Below are 20,680 nucleotides of genomic sequence, written 5' to 3' on the forward strand. Positions count from 1 at the left end.
CACTCAGTGCCATGCGTAAAGGCACTCGGTACCCTCAATTTTCCTGACCACGGACCGCCGGGTCAGGCCCGTCCGAACGCGGACTCGATCTCCTGGACGACCCGCCACAAAGGGGCGTCGCGGCGGGAGACGACGACCACCACGTCCTCGGGCTCAGTGCCGCCGCGGTGCACGGGGGGAGCCGTACCGAAGGCGGACCGGACGTACCCCAGTGCGTGGTCCACCGCGGCGTCGGAGTCGCCCTTCCCGTCCGAGCGCAGCCAGGACCGCAGCGCGTTGTTGTGCGCCGCCACCACGGCGGCCGCGATCACGTCCGCCTGCAGGGTCCCGTCGCGCCGGCCGGCGAAACGGGCGCGCAGGTACTCCGCGAGGGCGCGTTCGTAGCGCCACACCACGGACAGTTCGTACGCCCGCAGCCCCGGCACCTTCTTGGTGAGGCGGTAGCGCTGCACGGAGAAGGTCGGGTTCTCGGCGTACATCCGCAGCACGAGCCGGGCCGCCTCACACACCCGCTGCACGGGTTCGTCCTCGTCGCCGCTGTCGGCGAGGAAGGCCGTCATGTCGGCCAGACACCGCTCGTGGTCGGGGAAGACCACGTCCTCCTTGGAGGGGAAGTAACGGAAGAACGACCGCCGTCCGACACCGGCGAGCGCCACGATGTCGTCGACCGTCGTCTGCTCGTAACCCCGCTCCAGGAACAGCTGGAACGCGGCCGCCACCAAGGCGTCCCGCATCGGTGGCTTCACGGCCGCCGCCTCCGTCGTCATGTACGGGAACGTAGCATCGCAGCGGCCATCATGGCACTCAGTGCACTCCAGGCAGGGAACTCAGTGCTTCCGCGTCGGCCGGAGCTCCTCACCCCAGCGTGACGGTGATCTTCTGTGTGACGCCCGCCGTCGTGCTCAGGTCGCCGAAGGCGAGCTGCAACGAGGAACCCGTCGTCGCCGAGGTCACGGTGGGCGGCTGCGAGGTCACCGCGGAGACCGGCCGGTTCCAGGTGAGCGTCAGGCTCGTCTGCAGTCGCGTCGGATCGCTGACGCAGATCACCGCCGTGCCGTCGTTGCGCTCGGTGATCGTCACGCAGCACGGACCGTTCGCGACGAGCGCTCCGGTCGTGCCGCCGGACCAGAAGTTGACGCCGGTGAAGCCGAGCGTGGGCACGCTGATGCCCTGTTGGCCGTCGGTATTGGCGAGGACGGTCAGCCAGGTCGTGTCGGCCGCCCGTGCCGCGGTCTGCGCGGCACTCGCACCGGGCAGGAGGACGTAGGCGTACACCGCGTTCACCGGGTCTGTGCCGTGGTCGATGTACATCGTCAGGTACTTGCGGTTCACGACGGCCGTCGAACCGCCCTTGTTGATCGAGCTCCAGGTACCGTCCCGCGCGTCGCGCAGCGCCTGCACCGACGCCCCGCCGGGAAACACATAGCCCCCGTGACCGCCGATGTGCGCCCATCCGGCGCCGGTGAGCGTCTCCGACCAGGGATAGATCGCAGGCTTGGCGGTGCCGTCCACGGTGAAGGGCGCGTCCCCGGTCGGGCCGAGGTTGCGGTTCTCCACCGTCGACTCCACGGCCGTCCCGTCGCTGCACGAGATGCCGGCACCGAGGCAGACGACCGCGTCGTCCAGGCAGAACCACGCCTTCTTCGCCGTCAGCGTGGACTGCAGGCCCTTGAGCTGCTGGCCGATCGCCGCCCGCTGCCCGTCCGTCGCCCCGCCCACCCAGTCGACGTCCGGCACCGAGGCGCCCCAGTCACCGCCCGCCGCGTCCGCGAGGACCTTGCGCGAGGCCGTGATGCCGGGCAGTCGGTAGGGGTCGACGGTGGGCCAGAAGGCGTCGCTGTACTGGCCGTTGGCGAAGGTGTCGCCCCACCAGTAGAGCATTCCGGCACCGGTGTGCCAGCCGTGCAGGTTCTCGCCGGCGCCGGTCTCGTAGTAGGTGATCCGCCGGTCGGCCATGCTGAGCGAGGCGGCCCAGCCGGGGCGGCGGTGCGTGGCCCGCGCCATGCTGGTGAACAGCCGGTGCCCGGTCGGCTCGGCGATCGCGGTGACCGAGGTGTCGTCCAGCACCGCCTTGAGAAGGGCCAGGCCGGGGAGGCTGATCAGGCGGTCGTCCATCGGCGGACTGTAGTAGTCCCGTTGCAGCCAGCCCTTCACCAGGGCGCGCCAGCGGGCGTTCTCCGTCGCACTCGCCCCCTGTCCGAGGAGCACGATCGCGGCGAGGACCGGATGGCCGCGGAGGTGATCGTCCTGCTGGATCGTGCCGGTCGCGGACAGACCCCGGCTGATCGCCCGGCCCGACACGCAGTCCATCACCAGGCCGTTGTAGAGGAACGGCGCCCACGCGTGCTCCACCGCGTCGAACACGATCTGCCGGTTGGCGTCGGTGATCTCCCAGCTGGAGGCGGTGAGCAGCGCGAACAGCATCCCGAGCCCGCGCAGCAGCACCGCCCCGTAGGTTCCGGTGTAGGGCACGGTGGTGTGCTGGATGAACGACCCGTCGGTGTAGAGGCCGTCGCCGCTGGTCACGTACGGGAGGACGGGGGAGAGCGCGTCCCGCGCCAGCGCGATCTTGGCTGCGTTCACGCCGACCGCCCCGCGCACCGCGAGCACCCGGCACAGGTCGACCCGGTTGGCGCCGGTGCTGTTGCCGCTGTAGTCGGCCACCGCGGAGTCGGGCACGAAGTGGTCGACCGCGGTCAGATAGCCCGTCAGCTGCGCCGCCGAAAGCTCCTCGTACATCAGCACGCAGATGTCGAGCAGGGACTGAGGGGCGCCGATCTGCCAGTTGTACCAGTTGCCGTAGAAGGTCTGGGCGTCGTTGTAGACGTCGTCGTGGAGATGGTCGAGGCCGGTGAGGATCGTGTCCCGCAGGCCCGTGTCGCCGGTGAGCCCCGTGCCCTGCTGGCAGTACGCCTGCGCGAGTGTGTTGAGGCGGTTGTAGCTGGTGTTCATGTTGGCGGAGTAGCCGGCCGACTCCTGGTCCGTGTCCGGGTCGGGATCCGCGTAGACCAGGTCGGGCCAGAGCGAACCGGAGGCCGGGGCCATGGTGGACTGGAACCGACGTGCCGTGGTGCCCAGTTGGGCGAGTCGGCTCCTGAAGGGTTCGGCGGTGGGACTGAATCCTTCGCCGAGGATCAGCGTCCGCCACTTCGCCCGCAGGGGCGCGAACTCGTCCACGGCCGTGGCTCTGGAAGAGGCCGGGAGGCTGAGGGCGACAGCAGTGCCGGTGCCGACGGTCAGAAAGCCGCGACGTGACCAACAAGTCGTCATGACCGGGCTTTCTAGCATGCACCGTCTCAAATGTTAGGCAAATAGGCCAAATTGGGCATGTCGATCGTTCGCCAGATGCGGGGACCGCTGAACTCGCACGCAGGGCGGCGCGTATCACTCTCGGGGGAAGGCGGAAAGTCCCGTCACGCCGGGACGAAAGGAGAGCGCAGTGCCCACACCGCCCGCATCCGGGTCACCGCAGGACCGTTCGCCGCTGGAACCCATCCGGGTCCTGCGTCCGCGCCGCACCGACGCCCTGGCGGAGCTGTTCAAGGAAATGGAGCAGGGCACCGGCGCTCTCGAGCCCGTCGCCGTACCGGACCCGCGGTCCTGGGACGAGGGCGAGACACAGGAACTCCCGCCCGTGCGTACCGGCCACGGCAGCGCACCGCACGGCGGCCGTTTCGGGTTCGGGCCGGGACTGCGCCGCGCCGCCGTCACGATCGCCGTCGCCGCGGCCGCCCTCGTCGGCTTCGGCGGCGCCCTCCTGCTGCACGACAGGAACGACGCCGCCGCCGTCCAGGAGCCCAGCCCCACCGCCTCCGCCGAGCCGACCGCGACCGCGTCCGCCGAGCCGACCGCGACTGCCTCCGCCGCGTCGGACCCCGACGGCCCGGGCACCCTCCGCGAGGGCGACAGCGGCCCTGCCGTGACCGATCTGCAGGAACGCCTGCTGCGCATCCCGGACGTCTACGCGGGCGGCTCCACCGGCGGCACCTACGACGCCACCCTCAAGGCCGCGGTGGCCCGCTTCCAGCTCTGGTACGGCATCCGGGGCGACGAGACCGGCGTCTACGGCAACGACACCCGGGTCGCACTGGAGTCCCGCACGGCCTCCGGCACCGGCTGACACGGCGGGACGCCGGCGCCTACTGCGGATCCTCGGGCACCCGGATGTCGAGCACACAGACGTCGTCCCGGCGGTCACCTTCCAGCATTGCGGCGAGCAGCGGCGCCAGGGAGCCGGGCTCGTCGGTGTGGTGGCTGAGGACGGCCGAGGAGAGCCGCTTCAGGCCCTGGTCGAGGCCCTCCGTGGGCCGCTCGACCAGGCCGTCCGTGTAGAGGAGGACGCGGTCGCCGGGTGCGAGAGCACACTCCGCCTCCGCGAAGTCCGGCGTCGTGCTCGCGCCGATCAGGATGCCCCGGGGACGGTCGAGATAGTGCGCCCGGCCGCCGCGCAGCAGCAGGGGCGGCGGATGGCCGGCCTGCGCCCAGACCAGACGGCGCTCGGCGGGGGAGTAGCGGGCGAGGACCATGGTCGCGGTCCCGTGGGAGTCACGGGAGTGCAGCAGCAGCGTGTTGAGCCGGGCGAGCGCTCCCGTCAGCGAGGACCCGGTGATGACCATGCCCTTGGCGGTGAAGCGGAGCTGGGCCATCGTGGCGACCGCGTCGATGCCGTGTCCGGCGACGTCGCCGACCACGAAGAGGGCGTCCCCGTCGGGCAGTTCGATGGCGCTGAACCAGTCACCGCCGACGTGGGTGCCCGACTGGGCGGGCAGATAGGCGACTTCGACGCGCAGCCCCGCCAGGCGCACCGGGCGGGTGGGCAGGGGGAGCAGGGCGTGCTGCAGCCGGCCCGCCAGTGCCCGCTCGGCGCGCAGCACGTCGTGCTGGCTCAGGACGGCCCGCTCGCTCTCCATGAGGGCGAGCTCCGCGCTGCGCTGCGCGGTGAGGTCCTGTACGACGCCGTGCACCTCGACGGGCCTGCCGGCGGCGTCCGGCACGGCCTCGGCGACGGCCCGAAGATGCCGCAGCCCGTCCGCCGTCCTGACGCGGAACGGGACGTCGAACGGGCGGCTCCCGCCCAGGAGTTCGCCGATGGCACGGGCCAGCGCGGGCACGTCCTCGGGCAAGGCCAGGCCGGGCAGGTCGGTGAGGCGGACCGGGCCCTCGCCGGGGTCGCGGCCGAGGAGCTCGAAGACCTGCGAGGACCAGGTGGCCTCGTGCGTGACCAGATTCCAGCTCGCCCAGCCGAGGCTCCCGAGCCGTTGCACGTCCGCGAGGCGCTGCTCCTGCCGGTCCGAGGAGCCGTGCCGCACCCATGTCACGAACAGTCCCTCGCCCAGCCGGGCCGCCCGCAGCGTGTAGGTGGACAGCTCCGCGACACCGTCCACGACCTCCTGGTGCGCGAACGGCTCGCTCTCGTACGGCTCTCCGGTGGTGAGCGCGCCGTGCAGGCCCTGCCACAGCGGCTCGCCCGCCAGTGCCGGGCAGGCCTCCTGGAAGCGCCGGCCGACCAGCTCGGGCCCGGCGCCGCCGACCACGTCGGAGGCCTGCGCGGTGGCGGCGTCGATGCGGTAGTCGTCGATCACGCCCGAGGCGCCGGGCAGCGGCGTGAGCAGCATGGCCGCGCCGGGCAGCGCCTCGAAGACGGCCTGCAGGGCCTCGGCGGCAGCGGCACCGGCACCGGCCTTCAGATCGGTGCGGAAGGCCCGCAGACGTCCGGCACACAGCCGGACTGCGCCCTGCAGATGAGTCCGGGCGCTCGCACTGAACGGCCCGCTGCGGGTGCGCAGGATCCCGATGCACACGCTCGGTGAGGCACCGGTCGGCACGGGCAGCCAGGCGCGGGACCCCCAGCGGTCGGTCGGGCCCCCGATCAGCAGGTAACGCTTCCGGTCCGCGGCGACGTCCTCCAGCCAGCGCGGCTCGCCCGCCCGCAGGGCTTCGAGGGCGGCGACCCCGCTCAGCGGCGGGATGCGGTGCCACTGGGCGGCGAACGTGTCGTCGATGCCGGCGTGGCCGACCAGTTCCAGCCCTCCGGCGGGCAGTCGCGCATAGATCATGACCGCGTCGGCGTCCACCTGGGGCGCGAGATGCTCCAGCAGGCAGCAGGCGAGCTCCTGCGGTGTGGTGACAGGGACGAGTTCCCTGCCGAGGGCGCCGAGCGCGGCGGAACCCTCGTCCGCGGCCGCATCCCGCGAGGACGGCACGACGGACTCGGCGAGGACGGCGAGCTCCGGCTCGGGGGCGGCACCGCCCGGCGGCGCCAGGCTGCCGAGGGTGATCCAGCACTCCTCCAGCACGGTGCGGCCGCCGGTGCCGGCACGTCGCTGCAGCTCCTTCTCCGCGGCGCCGGGGGAGCAGCCGGTCAGCGCCATGACCACACCCTTGGCCTGCTCCAGGACGGCCGACATGGCCGCCAGGTGGCGTAGCCGGTCCATCTCGGCGCGCTGCCTGGCAACGATCTGGGCCAGCGCGACGGTGTCGGCGGCGGTGCGGGACTCCGTCGGCGCGGCATGCTCACTCGTCACGCGTCGAGCATCGCACAACAGGGCGGCTTCGATCGTGGTCCAGCCTGCTCGGGCTTCACTCGAAAGAAGAACAACGGGTGTGTCGAAGTGAACGTCGGCGCGCGCTCGCCCGTCAGTGTTCCGGCGGTGGGTACAGCCACAGCCGCAACACCCGGCTGAGCATCGGCATGACCAGGTAGGTCAGCACCGGCAGCAGCACGATGGGGAAAACGGCCGCCCGCAGCGGCAGGGGCCAGGCCGTGGTGCGGGGCGTCACCAGCCACTGGATGAGCAGCGTGAACGGATAGGCGCCGAGGAAGGTGGTCAGCAGCATCTTCCAGCGGGGCGGGGACTGTGCCGTGGTGCCCGGCAGACTGAACCAGGTCTCCATCCCGGTGGTCGACTGCCGCTCGTCGCCCACCTCCGTGGCGATCCCCTCGATCCGCGCATGCCACTCGGCCCGCTCCGCGGACTCAAGCCACCGCGCCAGACGCTGCGGATCGGACCAGCGCAGCACCGCGTGATATCGGGGGCCGTCCTCGGGCCGCAACCAGGAGACGCCCTCATTGCCGGGGAACCGACTGGCGCAGCGGGTGATCCCACGGGTCCACTTCTCGAACTCCGCTTCCCGGCCGGGACGCACCTGCCAGGTCAGCACCGTGGTGACCGGATCGCGCCTTCGCAACTGGGTGGTGCTCATGCTCACCACGTGTGCCACGCGTGGCGCGAAACATGCCGTCGAAACCCGGCCGCCGCGCTCAGCGCCCCGAGTCGACCAGGGCCTGGGAGACCGCCCGGACGCTGCGCGCGATGTGCTGGAGCTGCAGTACCTCCGCCGCGTACAGCTTGATCGTGTGCTCGATGACCGACTCGGGCAGGCCGAGCGCGGGCAGATCGGCGCGTGCGGTCTGCAGCGCGGTGCGCGCGACCCGGATCTCGTGCTGCACCTGGATCTGCGCATGGCGGGCCAGGAGCACGGGGTGGCGGAGCAGGGCCGGATAGCTGCCGTAGCGGGCCGGTACCAGCTCGCGGAGCCACTTGGCCGCCGAGCGCTCCCAGTCGTAGGAGCCGGGCGTCTTGACCTGGCACGGCCAGTCCGGGCTGATGCGCGTGGTCGTCAGTTGCATGATCATCGCTTCCGGGTGTGCGGCGTCGTGTGGGGGTGGTCCGACGTGGGCGGGCGGCCCCGGTCTAGGGGATGACCGGGGCCGCCAAGGGCGCTCGCAGAGGCGAGGCCCGAGCGAACACCCTGGGCGCCGACGCGGGTAGGAGACGGCGGCTTCGGGTGTCCGTGCAGGAGCCCGGGAGAGCAGACGGTGCCGGCGCGGCGGATGGTGCAGGCGCATGGGCGGACCGTCGGCTTTCTCCGGGCGATGCGGGTGGGGACAGGGGTGCGGAACGTGTCCCGGAGTGGGCCGGTGCGCGATCCGTGAGAAGTATTTATATATGCCGTCCGGTTTGCAAGAAGCATGAAAACATTCATGCGCGGTATGTTGTGAAAGGTCCCTTTGTAATTCCGCTGTAACACCGGATCGGTCGCGGATGCCGGATCGGTCGCGGAGGCAGGATCAGTCGCGCAGGAAGAACTGGTGCTGCTCGGAGATCTGCTCGTACTCCTCGAGCCTCGCCTGGGTGCGCTCGGGATCGGCGTCCGTCATGGCCTGCAGCAGCGCGGCGGCGATCACGCCGGGTGCCGCGTAGGAGTCGAAGACCAGGCGGGAGCCGGTGCCGGTGGCGAGGACGACGTCCGCCTCGTCGGCCACGAGCCCCAGCGCCAGGTCCGTGACCAGGGCGACCTTCAGCCCGGCGCTGCGCGCGACCCGTACGGCCGTGAGGGTCTCCTGGGCGTGCCGGGGCATCGAGAACGCCAGCACCCACGTCCCACCCGCCTCGCGCGACTGCAACAGTGCGTCATAGGCGACGCTGCCGCCCCGGGTCACCAGCCGCACGTCCGGGTGGATACGGCGCGCGGCGTAGGCGAAGTACTCGGCGAGCGAGACCGAGATGCGCAGCCCGAGGACGGTCAGGGGAGCGGAGGACGCCAGCTTGCGGCCGAGCTCGATCAGCTGGTCGGGGTCGGCGAAGTCGCGCCGCAGGTTCTCCAGGTTCTCGATCTCGGCGTCGACCGCCGCCTGCAGTTCGTTGCTGACGTTCTCCTCGGTCGCGGCCGGGCCGCCGGCCAGGGTGCCGAGGGCGATCGACTGGAGCTTCTCACGCAGCGCGGGGTAGCCGCTGAAGCCGACCGCCGCGGCGAACCGCGTCACCGAGGGCTGGCTCACGCCGACGCGTTCGGCGAGGTCGGTGATCGAGAGGAACGCCGCTTCGGTGATGTGCTCGATGAGGTACTGGGCGATGCGCCGCTGGCCGGGGGAGAGGCGGGGCCGGTCGAAGAGTGTCCTGAGCTGGGAGGCCGGGGCGGCCTCGGCTTCCGGAGCCGTCTTGCCCGAGGTGATCGCGGATGCCTGTGCGCGTGCCTGCTGCGGCGATGACACCGGTGCGCCTCCTTTGTCTCCCACAGTGCTTCAACATAGCCCACACACCGTTGTGACCAGGGCTTGTAGGGGGCATCCGGCGCCGCCGGACGGACCCTCAGATTGCCCGCCGAGACCTCGTGGCCAGCCGTCACCGGCGATAGATCGTGATCGAATGCCCGACGTCGTCGACCGGACGACTGCTGCGGATCAACGCGGCCAGCCGGCCCCGCGCCTTGGCCACCGCCGAGTCCGACACGACCAGCAGCCCGCGCACCTGACGCGCGGGCACCTTGCGCGGATCGGACGCGTCGATGCCGTAGTACGACGGCACTCCGCTGCCCTTGTACACCAGCCAGATCCGCTGGCCCCGGTACCGCTCGTGCAGCCGGTCGGCGAGCCGGCCCAGGTCCTGCCCCCAGTCCACGTTGGAGTCGTGCAGCCGCAGATGCGTCTTGGCGGGACCACCGAACGCCTCGTTGGAGTACGGCAGATAGCAGGGATACGTCAGCAGCGAGCTGACCGCGACGAACAGCACCAGCGCTCCCGTCACGAGCGGCGCCCACCGCCACCGCACGGCGAGCACACAGCCCGCGGCCACCGCCAGGAACATCGGCACGAAGATCGCGTACCGGGTCCCGAAGTCCCGCGACCCGGTCATGGCCGCGGCCAGCAGCACACCGGCGGGCACCAGCACATACGGCGCCGCGGGCCGCAGCCGCCGCACCGCCACCAGCACCACGGCCCCGGTGGCCCACAGGGCGAGCATGCCGAGCGGCGTCTTCACCAGCAGCGCGGCCGGCAGGTAGTACCAGCGGGACCCGGTGTACAGATGCCCGAACAGGAAGCCCTGCCAGGGGTAGTTCTCAAGACCGAACTGGATGCGCATCCCGTCGCGGTAGGACGCCGGCAACGGCAGCAGCCGCACCAGCAGCCCCTTCAGCCCGTGCACCGCGGGCACGGGCTGCTCCGGCGACCACCGCAGCCTCGGATCGACCACCAGATACGACGCCCATACGACGGCGACGGCGGCCACCGCCACCACGCCGGCACCGAGGGCTGCGCGCGCCGACGCCCTGCGCCGGTCTCCGGATCCCGTCCGCCACACCGACCAGGCGGCCAGCGCCAGCAGCACCGGAACCGCCGGGAGCACGCTCATCTTGGTCGCGAGCCCCGCCCCGAGCGCCACTCCGGCCAGCGGGACGTACCGCCGGGGCCGTCGGCGCGCCCGCCACAGCAGCCACACCGAGGTCAGCACGAACCCGGCCGCGGGCACGTCGAGCGTGGCCAGCGAGCCGTGCGCGATCACGTCGGGGGAGAAGGCGTACAGGGCGAGCGCCGCCAACCCGGCGGCTGCGCCCGCGAGTTCACGGGCGAAGGCGAACACGACCAGCCCGAACAGGAGCGTCAGCACGATCATCGGGAGGCGGGCCCAGAACATCAGCCGCCATGGATCGTTCCCGGACTCGTACAGCAGATGCCGGCCGAACTGCCCCTGATCGCCCTTGTACGAGGTGTCGACGTGGGGGCCTGCGATCGCCACCCCGACGGCGATGACCAGCTTGCCGAGCGGCGGGTGCTCGGGGTTGAGACGCACCCGGTGCTCGTGCAGATAGTCGGCGGCCGTGGCGACGTAGATGGGTTCGTCGATCGTCGGGGTCTGCTGCACGGCGGTGGTGACCATCGCCGCGGCCATCTGTGCCAGCAGTACGACGACGAGGAGCGGCAGCAGCCACCGCCTGCGCGGGCGGGGCGACCGCTCGGGGGCCGTCGCCCGCGGTGGCGGGCGTTCCTCGTCCTCGTGTGTGCCCGGCTCGAGGACCGAGTGCTGTTCGTGCGCCATCATCCGCCCCGCGGTGACACGGACCGCGAGGAGGCGGGAGCGATCCGGACCCGTCCCATGGGCCCTACTGTCGCATCAGCTCCCGCCTCCCGGGCGTTACCGCTTCAGGAGTCGTACCGACAGACCTTCCGTCGTATAGACGGGTACGGCCCGCAGCCGGTCCGAGTTCAGCTCGACGCGGTCGAACTGGCCGCGCAGTCCCGCAGCGGACAGGACGCGCACCGTGCGGCCCGCGGCCGGCGGCCTGTCGGTGTCGAGGTGCAGCGTCAGGACGCTCCCCATGCCCAGCACCGCCCGGCGCGTGACCTCCAGGGCGGGCTCGTGGCCCGAGCGGAGTGTCACTTCCAGCGCGCCGGACTCCTGTGCGTACGCGCCGTGCACCCGCACGGGCCGCTGCAGCCGCAGCGTGCCGCCGGACACCCGGACCTCGCCGTGGCCCAGCGCGTGGGACGAGGCGGCGACCAGTACGCCGTCCTTCACGAGCGTGCCGCCCGTGTACTTGTTGTGGCCGGTCAGGGTGAGCGTGCCGCTGCCCCGCTTGGTCAGACTGCCGTCGCCGCAGATGTCGTTGCGCCAGCTGTCGGCCGCACCGAAGCCGCCCGCCGCCGCGTCGAGCGTGACGGTCACGTCGGAGTCGAAGGCGCCGTAACCGTCCGCCGCGGCGAACAGGTTCAGCCGCCCCCACTGCTCGAAGCCGTCCAGCAGTACATACCCGGAGGGCAGCGCGGTCGTGCGCAGCACCTCGCGCCGCTGGCCCGCGTCCAGGTACGGCAGGCGCGTCTCCAGCAGCACCTCCGCGCCCTTCGGCACGGTCAGCGGCTCGCTGCGGCCGTGGCGGGTCAGCACGTACGTCAGCCGGGGCTTGACCGCGCAGGCGTTGGCGTCCCGGTCCGCGTACGGGTCGGTGCTGTCCGAGTGCGCGTAGGCGTAGAGGGTGTCGGCCGTGGTGCCGGTCTGCGCCTCGAAGTAGGCGAGGGCCTGTGCGCGGGCCGCGGCCTTGAGGGCGGCGTTCGCCGGGTCGGCCAGGGTGGCGGCGGCCAGGGCGGTGGCCATGATGCGGCCGCCCATGACGTCGACCGGCGAGTGCATGCCCGCCATGATCCGGGTGTGGCTGAGCTCAAGAGCCCGTGTCACCAGCTCCTGGAAACGCTCCGGCACGGCGTATGCGTAGGCCAGGCTCGCCAGGTGGAAGGCGTTGGTGTGGCCGCTGGGGAAGCCGCCGTCGTCGGCCGGGGACGTGCTGCGCTGGCGCAGCAGCTGGGGCGCGACGACCACCTTCGAGTCGTAGACGGGGAAGCCGAGGGCGTCCGTCTTCCCCGTGTCGACGACCTCGCTGTCCTCGTTCATGCGCCACGGCCGCGGGTACAGGTAGGTGTACTTGGACGGGTTGCCCGAGGCCCAGTTGCCGCGCAGCGTGTCGACCAGTTCGGCCACCTTGCCGAGCGCGGAGTCGTGCGAGCCGGCGCCGAGCGCGGAGCCGGCCGGGGCGTCCGCGGGCACCGCGTCGTCGATCTTGGTGGGCGGTGTGCCGTCCGGCGCGCTGGTGATCGATGTGACGGCCTTGGCGCCCGCCTTGTACAGGTCGGCCAGCGGACCGAGGCCCGCGATCATCGCGTAGCTCTGGTGCTGGCGGTCGTAGAGGAACGCCTCCTTCGCCTGCGCGTCCGTGCGCGCGCCGGTGATCCGGGCGCAGTAGCTCATGTTGGCGCGCAGTATCTCCGGACGCAGGGGCGTGCCGGTGTTCCAGGCGCCGCCGGTCTTCCATATCTGCGCGAACCCGCCCAGCACGCGGACGACCGCGTTGGTCTCCGGCGTGAGGTTCGTCGGGAGGTTGGTCTTGTAGTCGTCGACGAACGCCGCGGGCGTCGTGGCGGCCTTGGCGTCTGCGGCGCCCAGCCACGTCACGAAGGTGGGCGCGGCCAGCACACCGGCCGTGGTTCCCAGGGAGGTCTTGAGGAACCCCCGCCTGTTGACGGCGAGTCGACCGGCCTTCGAGGAGGAGCGGTGCCCGGCAGGTGACGGCATGCGTGTGCCTCTCTTCAGTTCTTCGGCCGTGCGGCCGGGGAGGAGATCGTGCGATCAGAGGTGTCCCGCGGGACGCATGAGATGTGCGATTTCGGTGCGTCCCGTGAAGCTTTGAGCGAAGATCTACGGCCGGGTCCTGTCCCGTCGGCGAGAACCCGGCGGCCGTGACGTGTCGGGTGCGTGAACGCGGGCCGACCGGTTCACAGGATCGAACGGGCCAGTGCCACCGCACCCTCCACCGGCGGTGCGCGCAGCGGCTGCGGACGTGCTCCGGGCACGGACCTCGCGAGCGCTGTCGCGAACGCGCCGAACAGGGAAGCCTGGGCGAGGACGGTGCTGCCCGCGACCACCACGTCGTCCACCACGACCCCGCGCGCGGCGAGCCGTTCCACGAGCGCGGCCAGCGCACGGCCGGCCTCGGTGATCACCGCACGGGCGAGCGGCGAACCCGCCTCGGCGGCCGCGAACACGACCGGCGCATGCCGGCCCCACTCGGCGGAGACGTCCGTGGCGCTCTCCAACGCGGCGCCGAGCGCCGGTACTTCGGAGACGTCGAAGGACGCGAGAAGACCCCGGGCGAGTGCGTCGGGCTCCTCCCCGCGGTCGTGCGCCGCCCACGCGGCCCGTGCGGCCTCGCGGACGAGACCGGCCGCGCCGCCCTCGTCGCCGAGCACCGCACCCCAGCCGCCGACCTGGACCGAGGTCCCCTCGGCGAGCCGGCCCACCGCGACGGAACCGGTGCCGGCGACCAGGCCGACGCCCTTGTCCAGTCCCGCGGCCGGCACGAGCAGCTCGGCGTCGCCCACGACCAGCGCGGGCGCGCCGAAGTGCTCGTGCAGGGCGGTACGTATTTCGGCGCACTGGCGCGGAGTCTCACAGGCGTGCCCGCCCACGGCGACGGCCGCCGGGCGGGCGCCCTGCGGCAGCGCCTCGGCGACCAGCGCGGCCAGCCAGCCGGCGGCGGCCACGGGGTCGTGCGGCCGCCAGCCGCTGCTCGTCCGGACATGATCGGCGACAAGCTCCGTACCGGCGTAGGCACGCAGATGTGTCTTGGTGCCACCCACGTCGATACCGACCACGAGGGGCGTGAAGTCCTGCACGGAACCTCTTTCGTCGTTGCGCTGGGCTGCGCCCCCGAAGGGGCGCGAGGCTGAGCCGACATGCGGCTCCGCCGCGCGGGCGCGATCAACCACGACGATGCCGCAGACGACCGACGGCCCGTGCGCCACTCCAAGCGGAGCGCTCAGGCTGCGACGGTGGGCGAACCGTGCTGGTAGGAACGGGAGTTGGTGAACTAGGGAAGCCCCGGGACAGGCTTCTGGCGGACACGGCAGGCGAGTACCGTGAAGTTCGTTAGGAAGTTAACTAACGAAGTACAGTGCGTCAAGAGGCATCGCGCACTCGACCACTGAGCGGCCCGTGACCCGTGGGAGAACTGTGATACACGACGTGGCGGAAGCCCCCCGTCTGACCGAGAGCGCAAGCGCGGTATTCGCCGTGCTCGCCGAGGCGGGCAGCGCGACCCGGCCGCAGCTCGCAAGCCTGGCGGGCCTTTCCAAGCCCACCGTGTCCTCCGCCGTCGCGGAGCTGGAGAGCGCCCGGCTGGCGGCCCACTCCGGTACCGCCTCCGGCGGCACGGGCCGTTCCGCCGCCGTCTACGGTCTCGGCCCTGCCGCCGGGGCCGTGCTCGCCGTCGACCTCGGCCCCGCCCTGACCAGGGTGCGCGGCTGTGCCCTGGACGGCACCCTGCTCGCCCAGGCCACCGGGACCCGGGAGGAGGCCGCCGACGTGGTGCGCGAGGCACTCGTCGCGCTGCCCGCCGGTGCCCCGCTGCGCACCGTCGTCGTCGCCGTCGGCGACGTCACCGCACGGGAGAAGGAGGGCGCCCGCATGCGCCCCGCCACGGCCAAGGCCGGACCCGTCTTCGACGCCATGGCCGTCGCCCTGCCGCCGGGCGTTCCCGTCCACCTCGAGAACAACGTCAACTGCGCCGCGCTCGCCGAACTGCACGAGGGCGCCGCGCGCGGCCGGCACACCTTCGGCTATCTGCGGATCGGTGTCGGTATCGGCCTCGGCATCGTGGTCGGCGGGCAGGTGCTGCGCGGAGCCAACGGCGCCGCCGGTGAGCTGGCCCGGCTGCCCTACCCCTGGGACGACGGCCGCGAGCCGCGCCACGAGGCCCTGGAGGAGTACATCGGCGCCCGCTCGCTGCTGCGGCGGGCCGCAGAGGCCTGGCCGGACGAGGACGGGCCGTGTCCGCGCACCGCCGAGCAGCTCTTCGCCCTGGCGGGGGAGGGCCGGGCGGCGGCCCGCGCCGTGATAGGCCGCCATGCCACCGACGTCGGCCGTCTCGCCGCCGCCGTGACCGCCGTACTGGACCCGGGGCTGATCGTCCTGGGGGGCAGTACCGGAGCGGACCCGCAGGTGCTGCCCGGTGTGCGGGCCGAACTCGCCCGGCTGAGCTGGCCCACCGAAGTCGTCAGCAGCACGGTCGGCGATCTCGGCACGGTCGTGGGCGCCGCCCGGCTCGCGGTCTCCCGAGGAGTCCAAACCGTGACCGAGGCCGCGGGGGCGAAGGATTGACGGCCTCCGACTCGATCTGCCAATGTCCGGACAAGCGCTTTCTAAGTCGGCCGGGATGCCGACTCCGGGTGAGCCTCCCGCCCGTACGCGAAGTACGGCAGCCGCACGAGGGCGTGCTTGTGCGACTACGGCCCTCATGGCCGGGGATCCCACCCGCTCAAGGAGCGACGCGGCCGGGCGAGGCCGTGCCCCCGGAAAGTGACATTTCCTGCAAAATGCACCTGTGCCGCCTCGGCTGGCGCCGTGCTCCGTCCAGTACGACGAAAAGGGAAGAAAATGACCAGTGTGGGTGTGCGGCGCTCCCGCCGACTCGGCCGCGGCGGCATACGCCGTGTGGTTCCCCTCGCTGCCGTGGCCACGGCAGGTGCCCTTCTGCTCACCGCCTGTGGCGGGTCGGGGTCCGGCTCGGGTGGTAACTCCAAGTCGCTGACCTTCTGGATCTCCACGGTCCCGGGGCAGGACGCGGGCTGGAAGAAGCTGGTGGCGCAGTACAAGAAGGAAGCCGGCGTCGACGTCAAGCTCGTCAACATCCCCTACGACGGCTACACGACGAAGCTGCACAACTCCGCGCAGGCGAATGCTCTGCCCGACGTCGCGGCCGTGCCGGCGCTGGACCCGATCTGGTCGAACAAGCTGATCGACCTGAGCTCCATCGCCGGCAACAAGAGCTACAACATCAACGCCAACTTCCTGGCGAAGGACTCGTCCGGGAAGGTGCTGGCCATCCCCTCGGACGTCACCGCGTCCGGCCTGTTCATCAACAAGACGCTGTTCAAGAAGGCGGGGGTCTCCTTCCCGACCTCGCCCTCGAAGACCTGGACCTGGACCGACTTCATCGCGGCCGCGAACAAGGTCCGCGAGAAGACCGGCGCCAAGTACTCCCTGACCTTCGACCAGTCGCCCTCCCGGCTGCGCGCCATGGTCTACGAGATGGGCGGCAAGTACGTCCATGCCGACTCCTCCGGCAAGTTCTCGGTGGACGACGCGACCAAGAAGGCCGTGAAGACCTTCGTCGGATGGAACGACGACAAGACCATGCCGAAGTCGGTGTGGACCAGCGGCGCCGACCCGTCGGCCATGTTCCAGAGCGGTGACGTCGTCGCCTACTGGTCCGGCGTGTGGCAGGTCGCCGCCTTCTCGGAGAGCATCAAGAAGTTCGACTGGGCGAGCGTCCCGACCCCCGCCCAGCCCGTGCAGGCCAGCGACGTCAACGCCGGCGGCCTGATGGTGGGCTTCAACAACAACGGCGCCGCGGCCACCGCCGCGAAGAAGTTCATGACGTGGGTGTACGACCCGAAGCAGTACACCGAACTGGTCGAGAGCTCCGGGTTCCTCCCGGTCGAGAGCGGTCTGACTCCGAACTACCCCTTCAAGTCCGAGGCGGCGCAGTCGGCGTTCAAGCTGTACAACGAGGAGATCCCGCTCTACGCCCCGATCTCCGGCTACTTCAACGGCGCGCAGACGGAATGGGTGCTGAAGGGTAAGAGCATCACCACCGACCCGACCAAGACGGAGCTCGGCAAGGCGGTCAACGGCCAGCAGTCGTCCGACAAGGCCCTGGAGAACATCGTGGCCGGCTACAACCAGCAGGTCGGCGGCGGATCGTAGGCCACAGGGCCGGGGGGCGGTGTCTCGACAGCGCCCCCCGGCCCTTTACGCCCACACGATGCCGGGCTCATGCGTGAACCCACCGCAACCCATTCCACCAGCACGGAGTCAGGAAGATGACAAAACGCGCCTCTGCCGTGTCCGCGAGCCCGCCCAGGAGACGCAGTAAGTACACCCTTGCGCCGCTCGTCCTCATTGCGGCCAATGTCGTGCTCTTCGCGCTGTTCTTTGTCTGGCCGGCGGTGATCGGGCTCGTCTACTCCTTCACGAACTACACCGGTGTGGGTGCGTTCCAGTTCATCGGACTGGACAACTACCACAACCTGTTCGGGGACTCCACGTTCTACGACGCGCTGACCCGGACGCTCCTGTACACCGTGCTCTTCGTGCCGCTGAACTTCGCGCTCTCGCTGCTCGCGGCCAACCTGGTGGTGAACAAGCACGCCAAGGGTTCGTCGGTCGCCCGCGTCATCTTCTTCATCCCGTGGCTGCTGTCGCCCATCGTCGTGGGTGTCCTGTGGCGCTGGCTGTTCGGCGAGAACTTCGGCCTGGTCAACTACGTCATCGAGAAGCTGGGCGGAAGTGCCGTTCCGTGGCAGTCGAACGCGGACCTGTCGCTGCTCGTGGTGGTGATGGCGGCGTCCTGGATGTGGACGGGTTTCACGATGCTGCTGTTCATCGCGGCGATCAAGAACGTGCCGGTGTCGTACTACGAGGCGGCATCGCTCGACGGCGCCGGACCATGGCGCCAGTTCTTCAACATCACGCTGCCGAGCATCGCACCGACCTCCTTCATCGTCATCCTGCTCAACACGATCAACGCGATGAAGGAATACCCGGTGTTCGTCTCCCTCAACAACGGCGGACCCGGAACGTCGAACAACCTCCTTGTCCAGTACATCTACCAGACCGGCTTCCAACGGGGCCAGATCGGCTACGCGAGCGCCGCGTCGTTCGTGCTCATGCTCATCCTGATGGCCGTCGCGATCATCCAGCTGATCGTCAACCGGCGGGTGGAGAACCGATGACAACCACAGACATGCCCCGCAAGGTCGACGCCGGTCCCGGACGGACTGTTTCCAAGAAGCGGACCCGTGGCGCGGCGAGCGGCGGGATCCGGCAGGCGGTGTCCGCGACGACCCTGCTGTGGATCCTCGCGTGCCTCTACGGGCTGCCGGTGCTGTGGTTCATCCTCAGCTCCCTCAAGCCGGCCAGCGACCTGTTCTCCTATCCGCTGACGCTGGTTCCGCACCACCCCACCCTGTCGGGCTACCTGACGGCTTGGCGCAGTGCCAACTTCTCCCAGTTCTTCATCAACACGACCATCGTGTGTGTGATCACGACGATCCTCACGGTGGGCGTGAGCTGCTGCACCGGGTATGCGCTGGCCAAGTACGACAACCGATGGCTGAAGGCGTTCTTCCTCTGCATCCTGGCCACGACGATGCTGCCGGGCGAGGTCATGCTCGCCCCGGAGTTCCTGGTGGTCCGCAACCTCGGCCTCTACAACTCCTTCGCCGGCATCATCTTCCCGGCGGTGCTCACCGCGACCGGATGCTTCATGTTCCGCCAGTTCTTCCTGACGGTCCCCGACGAACTCGTGGAAGCCGCCCGTATCGACGGCGCCCGCGAACTGTCGATCTTCCTGCGGATCATGGTGCCGCTGTCCCGGCCCATCATGCTGACCCTCGCCATCCTGTCCTTCCAGTGGCGGTGGAACGACTACATCTGGCCGCTGCTGATGCTCAACGACCCCAACAAATTCACGGTGCAGATCGGTATCCAGAGCATCGTCGGGGCGCAGAACATCAACTGGTCGGTCCTGCTCGGCGCCTCGGTCATCTCCATGATCCCGCTGATCGTGATCTTCCTGGTCTTCCAGCGCTACGTCATGGGCGCCGACATCAATGCCGGACTGAAGGACTGACCTTGCCCACCCCGCTCGACCACGAGTTCGTCCGCGCAGCGGCGGTCGCCGCCGACGGGTCGGCCGCCCTGCTCGCGGCCGACCCGTCGGAGGAATTCATCGGGCCGCACCGCGCCCTGGCCCGGCAGGTGAAGACCCTGGTCGCGGCGTATCGCTCGCCGGAGTCGGCCCTGCACGGCAGCGAGCAGGCCGTCGGCGCCGCGCTGACCCACCTCCGTGCACTGCGGTCCCTGCAGACGGCGTCCGGTCTCTTCGCGGGCGGCGACAACGTGCAGTCTCCGCCGGACTCCGCGTTCACCGTCAACGACGTGTGCGACGCGCACGTCCTCGCCGCGGGTGCGGGGCCGGAACTGGCTGACGTCGCGGCGGCGCTCGCCGAGATCGCAGGCGCCGCCACCGCCAGCCTCCTGACCGGCGGGGTGCACACCCCGAACCACCGCTGGGAGCTGTCCGCGGCGCTGGCCCGGCTGCACCGGTCGTTCCCGGACGACCGGCTGCTCGCCCGTGTCGAGGAGTGGCTCGCCGAGGGCGTCGACATCGACGCGGAGGGCCTGTACTCGGAACGCAGCGCCGTCTATGCGTCCATTGTCACCAACCCGTCGCTGTTGTTGCTGGCCGAGGTGCTCGGGCGCAGCGACCTGCTGGACGCCGTCGAACGCAACCTCACCGCGACCCTGGACCTGATCAGGCCGGACGGCACGGTGGAGACCGTCCACTCGCGCCGCCAGGACCAGAGGATGTCGTTCGCGCTGTGGCCCTACCTGCCGCACTACCGGCTGCTCGCGATCCGCACCGGCCGGGGCGACTTCGCCCGCGCGGCCCGCCTGGCGGCCGCCGACGGCATCAACGACCCGGACCTGCTCGCCCAGACCCTCCTCACCCCGGATCTGTGCCGCGCCCTGCCGGCACCGGACGCGGAGAAGCTCCCGCGCGACCGATACCTCCCCACCGCACGCCTCGCCGTACATGCCTCGGCCACCGCGCACACCGTGGTGTACGGCGGCTCCGATGTGCCCGAGCACCGGCGCATCCGCTCGGGCCTCGCCTGCAACCCCACCTTCCTGCGCATGTTCGCCGGCGATGCCGTCCTCGACGCGGTCCGCCTCTCGCGGGTGTTCTTCGACCTGGGTCCGTTCCGCGCCGCCGACATGGAACGGCTCACCGACAACCGGTACCGGCTCACCCAGACCCTCACCACCGCCTACTACCAGCCGCTCCCGAAGGACCGAAGGCACGACGACGGCGCCTACGGCCTGGTGGACGAGGGCCGCTTCTCCGCGGCGATGGCCTTCCCCGACCGCCCTCAGGACGAGGTATCCCACACGACCCGGGTCGAGGTCGATCTGCGGGAGGACGGGGCCGACCTGCGGATCGACATCAGTGGCCCATCGGTGCCCTGGGCCCTCGAACTGACCTTCCGGCCGGGCGGCCAGCCGCAGGGCGCCGTACCGCTCGGCGACGGACGCTGGTGCCTGACCACCGAACCGTTGACCTACCGCGTCGGCGACGACGAGATCCGGGTCGAGGCCGCCGTCGAGACGGGTGAACCGCTCGCCGGACCGGACCGGAGCGACGTACTGCGCTACGACCCGGGGCAGGACTACACCGTGGTCGGCGGCACCGACGCGACGACCGGTAACCGCGTCTACCTCGGCGGACACGGGCCGCAGACACTGACCCTCACACTGCGCGCCACATCTCAGGCATGAAGGGCTGATCT

The 20,680-nt window shown here is 70.8% G+C and carries 15 protein-coding genes; 6 read left to right on the top strand and 9 right to left on the bottom strand.

Translation table 11 applies throughout. From position 1 onward, the window contains the following. Positions 1 to 62: 62 nt before the first annotated feature. Positions 63 to 734 carry a TetR family transcriptional regulator gene (locus IH68_RS0122200; RefSeq protein ID WP_185124497.1) on the bottom strand — a complete coding sequence of 224 codons (672 nt, stop codon included), beginning with the start codon at positions 732 to 734 and terminating at the stop codon, positions 63 to 65. Between the two features lie 121 nt (positions 735 to 855). Beyond that, the gene (locus tag IH68_RS0122205) at positions 856 to 3,270 is read right to left on the bottom strand and encodes a polysaccharide lyase 8 family protein (RefSeq protein WP_030937909.1); all 2,415 of its coding nucleotides are present in this window, start codon (positions 3,268 to 3,270) and stop codon (positions 856 to 858) included. 169 nt (positions 3,271 to 3,439) lie between these two features. On the opposite strand from IH68_RS0122205, the gene IH68_RS0122210 reads away from it, so the two are divergent. Next, entirely contained in the window at positions 3,440 to 4,120 is a 681-nt protein-coding gene (locus IH68_RS0122210) for a peptidoglycan-binding protein (RefSeq protein WP_030937911.1), read from the top strand. Between the two features lie 19 nt (positions 4,121 to 4,139). Here the strand turns inward: IH68_RS0122210 and IH68_RS0122215 are convergent, their stop codons facing one another. The 7 genes from IH68_RS0122215 to IH68_RS0122245 all read right to left on the bottom strand — a co-directional run bounded on the left by IH68_RS0122215 (position 4,140) and on the right by IH68_RS0122245 (position 13,942). Beyond that, complete coding sequence (locus tag IH68_RS0122215) at positions 4,140 to 6,434, bottom strand: SpoIIE family protein phosphatase (RefSeq protein ID WP_078912572.1); 2,295 nt, start codon at positions 6,432 to 6,434, stop codon at positions 4,140 to 4,142. Positions 6,435 to 6,636: 202 nt separating this feature from the next. Further along, a complete protein-coding gene (locus tag IH68_RS0122220) occupies positions 6,637 to 7,203 on the bottom strand; it encodes an antibiotic biosynthesis monooxygenase (RefSeq protein WP_030937916.1) in 567 nt (188 codons plus the stop codon). A 58-nt stretch (positions 7,204 to 7,261) separates the two neighbouring features. Then, complete coding sequence (locus IH68_RS0122225; RefSeq protein WP_030937918.1) at positions 7,262 to 7,636, bottom strand: hypothetical protein; 375 nt, start codon at positions 7,634 to 7,636, stop codon at positions 7,262 to 7,264. 435 nt (positions 7,637 to 8,071) lie between these two features. Further along, on the bottom strand, positions 8,072 to 8,995 hold the full coding sequence (locus tag IH68_RS0122230; RefSeq protein WP_030937920.1) for a MurR/RpiR family transcriptional regulator: 924 nt from the start codon (positions 8,993 to 8,995) through the stop codon (positions 8,072 to 8,074). 130 nt (positions 8,996 to 9,125) lie between these two features. Continuing rightward, positions 9,126 to 10,820 (bottom strand): ArnT family glycosyltransferase, encoded by a 1,695-nt coding sequence (locus IH68_RS0122235; RefSeq protein ID WP_051833632.1) that lies wholly within the window; start codon positions 10,818 to 10,820, stop codon positions 9,126 to 9,128. A gap of 93 nt (positions 10,821 to 10,913) precedes the next feature. Then, entirely contained in the window at positions 10,914 to 12,842 is a 1,929-nt protein-coding gene (locus IH68_RS0122240) for a phosphatase PAP2 family protein (RefSeq protein ID WP_030937925.1), read from the bottom strand. A gap of 200 nt (positions 12,843 to 13,042) precedes the next feature. Beyond that, positions 13,043 to 13,942, bottom strand: coding sequence for an N-acetylglucosamine kinase (locus IH68_RS0122245; RefSeq protein WP_030937927.1), 900 nt, complete (start codon positions 13,940 to 13,942; stop codon positions 13,043 to 13,045). 349 nt (positions 13,943 to 14,291) lie between these two features. Here IH68_RS0122245 and IH68_RS0122250 point away from each other — a divergent pair, with 349 nt between their 5' ends. The 5 genes from IH68_RS0122250 (at position 14,292) to IH68_RS0122270 (ending at position 20,669) form a co-directional block, all read left to right on the top strand. Further along, positions 14,292 to 15,425, top strand: coding sequence for an ROK family transcriptional regulator (locus tag IH68_RS0122250; protein ID WP_234341484.1), 1,134 nt, complete (start codon positions 14,292 to 14,294; stop codon positions 15,423 to 15,425). Between the two features lie 276 nt (positions 15,426 to 15,701). Next, positions 15,702 to 17,033, top strand: coding sequence for an ABC transporter substrate-binding protein (locus tag IH68_RS0122255; RefSeq protein WP_030937931.1), 1,332 nt, complete (start codon positions 15,702 to 15,704; stop codon positions 17,031 to 17,033). Between the two features lie 116 nt (positions 17,034 to 17,149). Next, entirely contained in the window at positions 17,150 to 18,061 is a 912-nt protein-coding gene (locus IH68_RS0122260) for a carbohydrate ABC transporter permease (protein ID WP_030937933.1), read from the top strand. Further along, positions 18,058 to 18,960 (top strand): carbohydrate ABC transporter permease, encoded by a 903-nt coding sequence (locus tag IH68_RS0122265; protein ID WP_030937935.1) that lies wholly within the window; start codon positions 18,058 to 18,060, stop codon positions 18,958 to 18,960. Before IH68_RS0122260 ends, IH68_RS0122265 begins: the two co-directional genes overlap by 4 nt. Before the next feature lie 2 nt (positions 18,961 to 18,962). Next, a complete protein-coding gene (locus IH68_RS0122270; protein ID WP_030937938.1) occupies positions 18,963 to 20,669 on the top strand; it encodes a hypothetical protein in 1,707 nt (568 codons plus the stop codon). Positions 20,670 to 20,680: the final 11 nt, after the last annotated feature.

The sequence above is a fragment of the Streptomyces sp. NRRL S-646 genome, from assembly GCF_000720765.1.
GTDB lineage: Bacteria > Actinomycetota > Actinomycetes > Streptomycetales > Streptomycetaceae > Streptomyces.

What these genes read in the sequence shown, in the direction of transcription:
- IH68_RS0122220 (WP_030937916.1), bottom strand. Translation starts at nt 7,203, where the DNA reads ATGAGCACCACCCAGTTGCGAAGGCGCGATCCGGTCACCACGGTGCTG.
- IH68_RS0122260 (WP_030937933.1), top strand. Translation starts at nt 17,150, where the DNA reads ATGACAAAACGCGCCTCTGCCGTGTCCGCGAGCCCGCCCAGGAGACGC.
- IH68_RS0122200 (WP_185124497.1), bottom strand. Translation starts at nt 734, where the DNA reads ATGCGGGACGCCTTGGTGGCGGCCGCGTTCCAGCTGTTCCTGGAGCGG.
- IH68_RS0122205 (WP_030937909.1), bottom strand. Translation starts at nt 3,270, where the DNA reads ATGACGACTTGTTGGTCACGTCGCGGCTTTCTGACCGTCGGCACCGGC.
- IH68_RS0122255 (WP_030937931.1), top strand. Translation starts at nt 15,702, where the DNA reads ATGACCAGTGTGGGTGTGCGGCGCTCCCGCCGACTCGGCCGCGGCGGC.
- IH68_RS0122240 (WP_030937925.1), bottom strand. Translation starts at nt 12,842, where the DNA reads ATGCCGTCACCTGCCGGGCACCGCTCCTCCTCGAAGGCCGGTCGACTC.
- IH68_RS0122225 (WP_030937918.1), bottom strand. Translation starts at nt 7,636, where the DNA reads ATGATCATGCAACTGACGACCACGCGCATCAGCCCGGACTGGCCGTGC.
- IH68_RS0122235 (WP_051833632.1), bottom strand. Translation starts at nt 10,820, where the DNA reads ATGATGGCGCACGAACAGCACTCGGTCCTCGAGCCGGGCACACACGAG.
- IH68_RS0122215 (WP_078912572.1), bottom strand. Translation starts at nt 6,434, where the DNA reads ATGGACCGGCTACGCCACCTGGCGGCCATGTCGGCCGTCCTGGAGCAG.
- IH68_RS0122265 (WP_030937935.1), top strand. Translation starts at nt 18,058, where the DNA reads ATGACAACCACAGACATGCCCCGCAAGGTCGACGCCGGTCCCGGACGG.